11 protein-coding genes (1 of these 11 cut by a window edge) are annotated in these 8072 nt (G+C 64.1%); 1 reads left to right on the forward strand and 10 read right to left on the reverse strand.

Features of this window, described 5'->3' with window-relative positions; genetic code table 11:
* Positions 1-38: 38 nt before the first annotated feature.
* From OOT43_RS14720 to OOT43_RS14735, 4 genes are read right to left on the reverse strand one after another with little or no spacing between them, the layout of a single operon-like run.
* A complete protein-coding gene (locus OOT43_RS14720; protein WP_266021320.1) occupies positions 39-338 on the reverse strand; it encodes a hypothetical protein in 300 nt (99 codons plus the stop codon).
* A gap of 38 nt (positions 339-376) precedes the next feature.
* Positions 377-1096 carry an HAD family hydrolase gene (locus tag OOT43_RS14725; RefSeq protein WP_266021321.1) on the reverse strand — a complete coding sequence of 240 codons (720 nt, stop codon included), beginning with the start codon at positions 1094-1096 and terminating at the stop codon, positions 377-379.
* On the reverse strand, positions 1083-2039 hold the full coding sequence (locus OOT43_RS14730) for a nucleotidyltransferase domain-containing protein (RefSeq protein WP_266021322.1): 957 nt from the start codon (positions 2037-2039) through the stop codon (positions 1083-1085). The genes OOT43_RS14725 and OOT43_RS14730 overlap by 14 nt, the downstream gene beginning before the upstream one ends.
* Positions 2029-2523: a flavin reductase family protein gene (locus OOT43_RS14735; RefSeq protein WP_266021323.1), complete on the reverse strand. Its 495-nt coding sequence runs from the start codon at positions 2521-2523 to the stop codon at positions 2029-2031. Before OOT43_RS14735 ends, OOT43_RS14730 begins: the two co-directional genes overlap by 11 nt.
* Positions 2524-2589: 66 nt before the next feature.
* Between OOT43_RS14735 and moaC the strand changes: the two genes are divergently transcribed.
* Positions 2590-3093 (forward strand): cyclic pyranopterin monophosphate synthase MoaC, encoded by a 504-nt coding sequence (gene moaC, locus OOT43_RS14740; protein WP_266021324.1) that lies wholly within the window; start codon positions 2590-2592, stop codon positions 3091-3093.
* On the opposite strand, the gene OOT43_RS14745 is transcribed toward moaC, so the two are convergent.
* The 6 genes from OOT43_RS14745 to OOT43_RS14770 form a co-directional block, all read right to left on the reverse strand.
* Positions 3048-3566 carry a dihydrofolate reductase gene (locus OOT43_RS14745; protein ID WP_266021325.1) on the reverse strand — a complete coding sequence of 173 codons (519 nt, stop codon included), beginning with the start codon at positions 3564-3566 and terminating at the stop codon, positions 3048-3050. The two genes, moaC and OOT43_RS14745, sit on opposite strands and share 46 nt — an antisense overlap.
* On the reverse strand, positions 3563-4357 hold the full coding sequence (locus OOT43_RS14750) for a thymidylate synthase (RefSeq protein WP_266021326.1): 795 nt from the start codon (positions 4355-4357) through the stop codon (positions 3563-3565). Before OOT43_RS14750 ends, OOT43_RS14745 begins: the two co-directional genes overlap by 4 nt.
* Positions 4358-5146, reverse strand: a complete 789-nt coding sequence (gene lgt / locus OOT43_RS14755) for a prolipoprotein diacylglyceryl transferase (protein WP_266021327.1) — start codon at positions 5144-5146, stop codon at positions 4358-4360. It lies immediately after the preceding gene.
* A gap of 62 nt (positions 5147-5208) precedes the next feature.
* Positions 5209-5751, reverse strand: a complete 543-nt coding sequence (locus OOT43_RS14760; RefSeq protein ID WP_266021328.1) for an NADH-quinone oxidoreductase subunit B family protein — start codon at positions 5749-5751, stop codon at positions 5209-5211.
* Positions 5744-6472 carry a 2Fe-2S iron-sulfur cluster-binding protein gene (locus tag OOT43_RS14765; protein WP_266021329.1) on the reverse strand — a complete coding sequence of 243 codons (729 nt, stop codon included), beginning with the start codon at positions 6470-6472 and terminating at the stop codon, positions 5744-5746. Before OOT43_RS14765 ends, OOT43_RS14760 begins: the two co-directional genes overlap by 8 nt.
* A gap of 20 nt (positions 6473-6492) precedes the next feature.
* Positions 6493-8072 carry the 3' portion of an NAD(P)H-dependent oxidoreductase subunit E gene (locus OOT43_RS14770; protein ID WP_266021330.1) on the reverse strand. The gene runs 253 nt beyond the window's last position, so only the last 1580 of its 1833 coding nucleotides appear in the window; its start codon lies off the right edge, out of view; the stop codon is at positions 6493-6495.

The raw sequence follows: 8072 nt of genomic DNA on the forward strand, positions 1-8072 counted from the left end.
GGCTGCTTCGGGGTCGGGGCTGGCGTTTGCTTTCCGCGTCAGAAGTGCTTTTCGTAAGGGGCATCGCCCTGTTTCAACATGACCTTCGCACGGAACAGCGCGGCGAGCAGGGTTCCGACCAGCACTGAGGAGAGGTCCATCCCCAGCCCCAATAGGAAGGTATGATGGCGGAAGGAGTCTCCCAGCAGGGGTTTCAGGACCAGATAGAGCCAGACGACGAAGCCGGTGTAATAGACGATTACGCCGCCCGCGGCCCAGGCGACCGGGGGCAACTTCAGCCGCAGGGCGGTGCGGTAGAACCAGTAGGCAACGAAAAGTACGGCTATGGCGCCGATCATGCCGGTTGCTTCTCTCTCACGACAAAGGACGCTGCATCTTATATCAGAGTGGCGGCCTTGGGGTAAGCCTTGTCGGCCGATGTTCCTTGATTCCACAGCGCCAACACGTCATTCAGGGAGGCCAGATGCAGCCGGGCGAAGCGCCGTTCGCGGGAGCTTGCCGGCCGTCGGCCGTTGACCAGCACGGCGAAGGTTCCAGCAAGCGCGGCGGACTCGATGCCCGCTTCCGAGTCCTCCAGCGCCAGACAGTGGCCGGGCGCCAAATCCAAGCGGCGGGCGGCTTCGAGGTACAGGTCCGGCGCAGGCTTGCCCTGGGCGACCTGATCGCGGGTGACGATGAGCGGGAAGAGGCTCGCCATTCCCGACCGCTCCAGGCAGATGCCGGCGAAGCGGGCTTCGCTATTGGTTGCCAGTGCGTAAGGCAGATTCCGTTCGCGGAAATACCTCAACAGATTCTCCAGGCCGGGCATCGGAGCGACGCCATGGGCCTCCACGTGCCGGTGCCAGATTCGGGTGGCGATCTCGTCGAAGCGGTCGATATCGAGTAGCGAGCCGGCGTAGTCGCCGATCCGCTGCTTGACCGCATCGGCATGGCAGCCGAACAGCGATTGGCAGAAGGCTTCGTCGAGCTCGATCCCCAGTTCGGTGGCGGCGCCGCGCCAGGCGGCGACGTAGGTCGCTTCGGTGTCGATTGCGAGGCCGTCCATGTCCAGGATGGCCGCCTTGAGGCCGGCGATGGGAGTATCAGTCTGTTTCATCGTGAAGGACCCGGATGTATTCGCCGGGGGCTTCCCGGCTGCTGCCCACGATCAGGCGTTCGGTGCCGTCGGGAAGCGCTTCGATCAGGCCGGAGGCCTCGATCCTTTCCCCGGTCCGCGCCTGTCCGACATAGGTATGGGTGAAGTTCAGAATTTCGCCGATTCGGGGGTGATCGGTCCGGTAGCGGGCAGGGGATTCGAATGCCCGCCGGTCGTCGGTCACCGTGGCGCGCAAAATCATGGGGCCGCGTTTGGCGGCGGATTGAACAGGGTCCAGGGGGCGAGGAAGAACCAGCGTCAGGTCGAACTTGGTGCCTTCGATCAGGCCGACATTGAATTTTCGCCGCTCATGCCAGAGATAGTCCTTGAAGCCGAGCGTGCAGCCGCGGCGTTCGTAGGCTTCCCGCCAGTCCGCTTGTCCCGGCGCGCTCAGCCGACCGTCCGCGGTCGCTTTCGCCACCAGGGTGCGCGCCGCGTCGAAGGTGCTCGGCTCGTAGATCACCAGGTCGATGTCGGAAGCCGGGGTCTGGGCGCCGATCAGGAGCGAGCCGGTGAGGCCGAATTCCGCCAGGTTCAGCCCTCCCGCGGCGAAGAGCCCGAGCAGCCGGCAGGCCTTGGCTTCGATGGAGTCGCAGGGCTGGCCTGTGAAGAGGGTTCGGACCCGGTCGCGGGGACGGAAATGCCTGACGACGGATTCGACCGGCACCGCCGGCAGCACAACGTCCAGCCGATGTGAAAGGCGCAGATAATCCGGATGGTGTGCCTGCAGGAAGGTCGCGGCTTCCGCCGTGCTCAGCTTGCGCAGCCGGCCGTCGTCCGTCGGGATATAGCGCAAGGTGCAGAGCAGCCGGCCATCTTCGGAGTTGCCGTCGACGATGGCGAAATGAAGTCCTTCCGCCGTCTGGATGAAGTCCTTCGGCAGAAAATCGGGTTCAGAAGTCATCGGGATACAGTGCAGCGGAGCCGTCCAGATTGCCGGTGTCGCGGTAGCTCAGCGGCTCGCGCTCGGGAAAGTTGAATCGGCCGTCGAGGACTCGGCCGACGGCCACCATGTGATCGCCGCTGGCCAGAGTCCCGGCGAGCCGGCACTGGAACCAGGCGATTGCATCCGCCAGCAAAGGAATGCCGCCTTGGCCGGCTGTCCACGCGATGCCGGCCAGCTTGTCGCTGGTGGCCGGGCGGGCGAAGTGCCCAGCCCATTCGGGGCGGTCTGCCGGCACCACGTTGACGCTGAAAAAACCGCCGGCCATCAGTTTCCGATAAGACTTGCAGATGGGGTTGATGCTGAGCGCCAGCATGGGCGGATCGAACGAGGTCTGCATCACCCAGGCCGCGGTGAAGGCGTTGGGCCCTTCGGCGTCAGCGACGCCGATCGCGTAGACGCCGTGGCTGATGCTTCGGAACAGCCGGGCCATTTCGAGGTTCATCGCGTTCGCCCCACCCGCGGATCAGGCACTAAAATACGCTCTTCTTTTCCCGGTACGGAGCCGAGCGTGCCTAAGTTCACTCATTTCAACACTGCCGGCGACGCCCACATGGTGGATGTCGCCGGCAAGCCCAGCACTACCCGCACGGCGGTGGCCGAGGGGTACATCGCCATGCTGCCCGAGACCTTGCGGCTCATCATGGCGGGCGGGCACAAGAAGGGCGATGTGCTCGGCATCGCCCGCATCGCCGGCATCATGGGCGCCAAGCGGACCGCGGACCTGATTCCCCTTTGCCACCCCATTCCGATCACCCATGTCGATCTCGCGCTGGAGCCTCAGCCGGAGGCCAGCCGCATTCGCTGCCAGACCACGGTCCAGACCGTCGGCCAGACCGGCGTGGAGATGGAGGCGCTGACCGCCACCCAGGTCGCCCTGCTGACTATCTACGACATGTGCAAGGCGGTCGACCGTGGAATGAGCATCGAGTCGGTGCGCCTGTTGGAGAAGATCGGCGGCAAGTCCGGTCATTGGCAGCGGGACTCCGGCGAAGCGCGCTCCAGCACCACATAGCTGTAGGGCCAGGGGAAATCCGGATCGTCCCGGACGTCTTCGCGGCTGGTTTCACGCCAGTCCTCGGCGGCGAATTCCGGAAAGAAGGTGTCGCCGGCGTAGTCGTGATGGATCAGGGTCAGATAGAGTTTCTTGGCCTGCGGCAGCAGGACTTGGTACACGGCGCTGCCGCCGATGACCATGAGTTCCGCAGCTCCGGCGCATACCGCCGCCAGTTCGCCGAGATCGTGCACCACGGTGCAGCCGGGGGCGGAAAAATCAACCGAGCGGGTCAAGACGATGTTCTGGCGCCCGGGCAAGGGGCGGCCGATGGATTCGTGGGTCTTGCGCCCCATGAGGATGGGCTTGCCCAGGGTCAGGGCGCGGAAGCGCTTGAGATCGGCGGACAAATGCCAGGGCATGGCGTTGTTCGCGCCAATGACCCGATTCTGCGCCATGGCGACGATGATCGAGATGTCCGGTAATCCCGTCACACGGCCACCTCAGCTTTGATGTGCGGATGGGCCTGGTAGCCTTCGACGATGAAATCCTCGTAGCGGTAGTCGAACAGGCTGTCCGGCTTGCGGGCGAATTTCAGCATCGGCGGCGAGTAGGGCTCGCGCTCGAGTTGCAGCTGCGCTTGCTCCAGATGGTTCCGGTACAGGTGCACGTCGCCGCCGCACCAGATCAGTTCGCCCGGCGCGAGGCCGGCCTGCTGGGCCAGCATCGAGGCGAGCAGGGCATAGCTGGCAATGTTGAACGGCAGTCCCAGGAACACGTCCACCGAGCGCATCTGGAACATCAGCGACAGCTTTCCTTCCGTCACATAGCATTGGAAAGCATAGTGGCACGGCGGCAGCGCCATGGCTTCGACGTCGGCCGGATTCCAGGCGCTCACCAGCAGGCGGCGAGAGTCGGGATTCCGGCGCAGTTGCGCCACCAGCCCGGCGAGCTGGTCGACGACCCTGCCGTCCGGCTTGGCCCAGTGGCGCCATTGGTGCCCGTACACGGGACCCAGCTCGCCGTTTTCATCCGCCCATTCGTTCCAGATCGAGACGCCGTTCTGCTGCAGGTAGCGGACATTCGTGCTGCCCGAGACGAACCAAAGCAGTTCGTGAATGATCGAGGGCAGATGCAGTTTCTTGGTGGTGACGAGGGGCAGCCCGCTGCCGAGATCGAACCGCATCATGCGTCCGAACACGCTCAGGGTGCCGGTGCCGGTCCGGTCCTCTTTGGCGCTGCCGTGCTCGAGGATGTCGCGCAGCAGGTCGAGATACGGGCGCATTCAGGCGGGGCGGCGGGCGTAGGCGGCGGCCAGCAGGACGATGCCGAACAGGATCATCGGCAGGCACAGGATCTGGCCCATGGTCAGCCAGCCGAGGGCGAGATAGCCGAGTTGCACATCCGGCAGCCGGACGAATTCGACGGCGAAGCGGAACGCGCCGTAGCCCAGCAGGAACATGCCGCTGATCGCCATGCGCGGCGGCGAGCGCAGGCTGAACCATTGCAGGATGACCAACAGGACCAGCCCTTCCAGAAAGGCTTCGTAAAGCTGGGATGGATGGCGCGGCACGTCGCCGCCATTGGGGAAGATCATCGCCCAGGGCACGTCGCTGGGCTTGCCCCAGAGCTCGCCGTTGATGAAGTTGCCGATACGCCCGGCCAAGAGGCCGATAGGCACGTAAGGTGCGAGAAAGTCGGCAACGTCGAAAAACCGGGTGCCCTGGGATCGGCCGTAGACATACATGGCGATCAGCACGCCGATCAGGCCGCCATGAAAGGCCATGCCTCCTTCCCATACGCGGAACAGCATCAGCGGGTCACGCAGAAAGCCGGGAAAATTGTAGAACAGCGCATAGCCGACCCGTCCGCCGACGACCACGCCGATGGCAGAGTAGAAAACCAGGTCTTCGACCTGTGCCGGGGTGAACAGCGGTTTCGCACTCCGCTGCACCCGCCGCCGAGCCAGTATCCATGTGGCGGCGATGCCGATGACGTACATCAGTCCATACCAGTGGACCTTGAGCGGGCCGATGGCGACGGCGACGGGATCGATGGCGGGGTAAGTGAGCATCTTGTGTTCAGGTCTGTCGGGTGCCGTATCCAGCGCAGGATTGGCTCGCCATTATGCCATCATCAATCATAGTGAATCAGCTCGCGCGGGAGAGACGGCTCCCGACCGGCGGCCAGATCGCTGAGGAACTTCCAGATCGTGTCGGCCGAAGGCGGGCAGCCGGGCAGGAAATAATCGACCTTCACGACCTCGTGGATCGGATGCACCTTATTAAGGAGCAGCGGCAGTTCGATGTCGTTCGGCATTTGCGGATTCTCGACGCCGATGCCGTTGAGATACGACTCGTCCAGGCACTCCTCGAGCGGGATGTGGTTGCGCAGCGCGGGCAGGCCGCCGTTGATGGCGCAGGCGCCGACGGCGACCAGGATCCGGCAATGCTTGCGGAACTCGCGCAGCGTGTGGACGTTTTCCGCGTTGCACAAGCCGCCCTCGACTAGCCCTAAATCGACTTTATCGCCGCAGTGCTTGATGTCCGTCAGCGGCGAGCGGTCGAAGCTGGCGACCTCCGCCAGGGCCAAAATCCGTTCGTCGATGTCGAGGAACGACATGTGGCAGCCGAAGCAGCCGGCTAGGGAAGTCGTGGCGACGGTGAGTTTTTCAGTCATGGCGGCTCTCCACGATTGGCTCCTCGCGTTCCAGGCTTTCTTCGGCGATGGTGTGCCGATCGTAGATGCGTTCTCCGATCGGTATCTCGAAGCCGCGCCGTTTCACCAGGATGGCTCCCACCGGGCAGACCTGTGCGGCCTTGTCGGTGGCGGCGACCGGTGTGTCCGCGAGTCTGCCGGAAGGCGAATTGACGATGAGCCGCGAATCGATGCCGCGTCCGCCGATGGCGAACACGTTCTTGCCGTCCACGTCGCGGCTGGCACGCACGCACAGTTCGCAGAAGATGCAGCGGTCGCGGTCGAGCAGGATGTCGGGATGCGAGCCGTCCAGCTCCCGCGCGGGATAGAAGAAGGGGAAATGGGCGTCGACCATGCCGAGGAAATAGGCGGCCGCCTGCAACTGGCAGTTGCCGCTTTTCTCGCAGGACGGGCACAGATGATTGCCTTCCACGAACAGCAGTTCGGTGATGGTGCGGCGCAGCTCGTTCAGCTCGGCGGTGTCGTTGAGCACCTCCTGGCCGTCCGCCGCGGGAAAGGTACAGGCCGAGCAATTGCGGCCGTTCACCCTCACCGTGCACAGCTTGCAGCTGCCGTGTGGCTCGAATTCCGGGTTGTGGCACAGGTGGGGGATGTAGACTCCCGCCGCGGTGGCGGCCTCCATGATGGTCTGGCCTTCCGCGAACGGGATGGGCTTGCCGTCGATCTGGATGGAGGGTTTCATCACGGTGCTCTCCTAATGACTTAAGACTGTGACAGATGGGCGTTCGCGTCGTCCCGGCCACTCAGGCGCCGGGCGGTGGCGAGCGCTCCGTCCAGATCGAAGCCCGGTTCGAAGTCGATCGTCTTGAGTCGCGCCTGATAAATTTCAGGATAGCGCTCCAGCGTGCTCAGAATCGGATTGGCGGCGGTCTGTCCAAGCCCGCAATGGCTGGCGCCGCGTACGAAACGTCCCAGCCGGGACAGCTCGGCGAGATCGCCCGTCGCTCCGTGACCTTCGGCGATCTTGTCCAGCAGATTCCTAAGCAGGGAGGTTCCGACCCGGCAGGGCGTACAGAACCCGCAGCTTTCGTGGGCGAAGAACTGAGTGAAATTTCGGGCGACCTCGATCACGTCCCGGGTCCGGTTGAACACGATGAACGAGCCGCCGGTGGCGAGATCCTCGTAGGCGAGCCTGCGGTCGAATTCCTTGTCGGAAATTAAGGTTCCGGAAGGGCCGCCAATCTGCACGCCCAAGGCGTTCGCCGCGCCGCAGTCCTCGAGAATCCGCGCGATCGTGACGCCGAACGGATACTCGTAGATTCCGGACCGGCTACAGTCGCCGCAGATGCTCAGAAGCTTGGTGCCCTTGGATTTCTCGGTGCCGACCGAGGCGAACCACTCGCCGCCGTGCAGGGTGATGGCGGCGGCTGCAAAGAAGGTCTCCACATTGTTGACCACGGTGGGTTTGCCGAGATACCCGTGGGTCACTGGGTAGGGTGGGCGGTTGCGCGGCACGCCCCGCTTGCCTTCCAGAGACTCGATGAGGGCGGATTCTTCTCCGCAGATATAGGCGCCGGCTCCCAGCCGGATTTCGATGTCGAAATCGAAGCCCTCCTGTCCCAGAATATTCTTCCCGAGCAGCCCTCCGCGCCGCCGCGCCGCCAGCACGGCTTCGAGCCGGTCATATAAATAGAGGTATTCGCCTCTCAAATAGAGGAATCCCTGCTTCGCCCCCACCAGATGGGCGCAGACCGTCATGCCCTCGAAAACCTGGTCGGCGTGGCTTTGCAGCAGGATACGGTCCTTGAAGGTACCGGGTTCGCCTTCGTCTGCGTTGCAGACGACGTAGCGTTCGGCTTGGGCGGCGGGCTGGCCGGGCGGGCAAACGGCGACTTCTTCGGGACCTTCATAGCAGAAGCGCCACTTCCAGGCGGTATTGAAGCCCGCGCCGCCTCGGCCGCGAAGCTGGGAGGTTTCGATTTCCTTGAATATTGCTTCCCTGCCCTGAGCCAGAACGCGCTCCAGCGGGGTGCCCGGCCGGACCGGATTGCCGAGCAGCCTGTCCGCAAGCCGGATGTTTTCCTCGACGGCGAAGAACTCCCCGGGCCAGTCGCCCAGCGGCGTGTCGTTGTTAATGAGTTCGACGATCCGATCGACCCGCTCGGGGGTGAGTCGTGGAATAGCGTAACCGTTGATCAGGCCGGCCGGTCCCTGTTCGCACAGGCCTGTGCAGGACGTGAGGGCAAGGCTGACTCGCCCGTCCCGGCGGGTCTCTCCGGGGCGGACGGCGAGCGCCCGGCACAAATAAGCGGCGATATCGCGACTTCCGAGCATGTGATCGG

The sequence above is a fragment of the Methylococcus mesophilus genome (genome assembly GCF_026247885.1).
In the GTDB taxonomy this organism is placed as follows: domain Bacteria; phylum Pseudomonadota; class Gammaproteobacteria; order Methylococcales; family Methylococcaceae; genus Methylococcus; species Methylococcus mesophilus.